Annotated in this window: 2 protein-coding genes; one reads left to right on the top strand and one right to left on the bottom strand. The window is 74.4% G+C overall.

Annotated elements, in window-relative coordinates:
* Positions 1 to 127 precede the first annotated feature (127 nt).
* The gene (locus tag ACFWEJ_RS28695) at positions 128 to 559 is read left to right on the top strand and encodes an SRPBCC family protein (RefSeq protein ID WP_377232557.1); all 432 of its coding nucleotides are present in this window, start codon (positions 128 to 130) and stop codon (positions 557 to 559) included.
* Positions 560 to 573: 14 nt separating this feature from the next.
* Here ACFWEJ_RS28695 and ACFWEJ_RS28700 read toward each other — a convergent pair whose 3' ends face one another.
* Positions 574 to 1,332 (bottom strand): methyltransferase domain-containing protein, encoded by a 759-nt coding sequence (locus ACFWEJ_RS28700; protein WP_377232558.1) that lies wholly within the window; start codon positions 1,330 to 1,332, stop codon positions 574 to 576.
* Between the last annotated feature and the right edge of the window lie 107 nt (positions 1,333 to 1,439).

Below are 1,439 nucleotides of genomic sequence, written 5' to 3' on the forward strand. Positions count from 1 at the left end.
GGGGGCGGGGGGGGGGGTGTGGGGGGGGGGGCGGGGGGGGGGGGGGCGGGGCGTTTTCTGTTGCCTTGTTGTCTTTTTTGGGGGCCCCGCCCCCCCCCGCCCCCACCCCTCCAGGACAGGAGCACCGATGCCGAGCTACAGCACCACCGCCGCGATCGACGCCTCGCCCGAGGCCGTCTGGGCGGTCTTGTCCGACGTCGAGCACATGCCCGACTGGACGTCGTCCATGACGTCGGTCGAGATCATCGACGGGCCCAACCCGCCGGACGTCGGCACGCAGGTGCGGATCGAGCAGCCCAAGCTGCCGCTCGCGATCTGGCTGATGGACGAGTGGGACCCGCCGCGCCACTTCGCGTGGATCAGCGAGGCGCCCGGCCTGACCACCCAGGCGGAGCACCTGGTCGAGCCGCTGCCCGACGGCCGCTCCCGCGTGACCCTCGCGATCACGCAGACCGGCGGGCTGGCCTGGCTGCTCGGCAACCTGGTGCGGCGGCGCACGCGGCGGTACGTCGACACCGAGCTGGCCGGGCTCGAGGCCAAGGTCACCCAGCGGGGCTGATGCCGGGCGCCGCCTCAGGCCCGGGTGGCGACCGCGAACACCCGGCGGAACGCCAGCGGCGTGCCGTGCGGGTGCTCGGGGTACGCCTCCCGGAGCGCCGCGCCGAACTCCTCCTCGAACCGGGCGCGCAGGGCTGGGTCCTTCGCCTCCAGCGCCTGGAGGGTGGGCTGGGCGCCGGTCGCGGAGATCCAGCGCAGCACCGGGTCCGGCCCCTGCAGCACGTGCGTGTACGTGGTCTCCCACGCGTCGACGGACCAGCCCGGCCGGGCCAGGATCTCCAGGTACTCGGCAGGGTCGGCGGTGGCCCGCCGATCGACCGGTCCGACGACGTCGGCGTACGGCGCGCGGGCGGCGACCTCCCGCAGGAGCCGGTGGCTGGGCGCGTCGTGGTTGCCCGGCACCTGGAACGCGAAGGTCCGCGTGGCACGGTCGGCGAGCGTCGTGAGGAGCTCGCGGTGCCCCGGGACCCACTGGAGCGCCGCGTTGCTGATCACGAGGTCGGCGGTGTGCTCGTCGGTGCTCAGGTCGGCCAGCACGTACTCGGTGCCCGGGTCGGCGGCACGGGCCCGGTCGATCATGGCGGGGGAGGCGTCCACCCCGGTGACGTGGGCCTCGGGCCAGCGGGCGCGGAGCACCGGGGTGAGGTGACCCGGGCCGCACCCGAGGTCGACGATCGTGGCGGGCGTGCCCGGCACGCGGGCGACCAGCTCCGTGAACGGGCGGGACCGCTCGTCCGTGTACTGCAGGTAGGCGCCGGGGTTCCAGTCGGCCATCACAACTCCTCGCCGTCGAGTATCTTGACGTCAAGATACATCACGACGGGGTGCTGCGCGGACGCCGGTGCGCGCCGCAGCCCAGCGATTGTGCCCGGAACAGGCGT

The organism is Promicromonospora sp. NPDC060204, from assembly GCF_042728455.1.
In the GTDB taxonomy this organism is placed as follows: Bacteria; Actinomycetota; Actinomycetes; order Actinomycetales; family Cellulomonadaceae; genus Promicromonospora.

What these genes read in the sequence shown, in the direction of transcription:
- ACFWEJ_RS28695 (WP_377232557.1), top strand. Translation starts at nt 128, where the DNA reads ATGCCGAGCTACAGCACCACCGCCGCGATCGACGCCTCGCCCGAGGCC.
- ACFWEJ_RS28700 (WP_377232558.1), bottom strand. Translation starts at nt 1,332, where the DNA reads ATGGCCGACTGGAACCCCGGCGCCTACCTGCAGTACACGGACGAGCGG.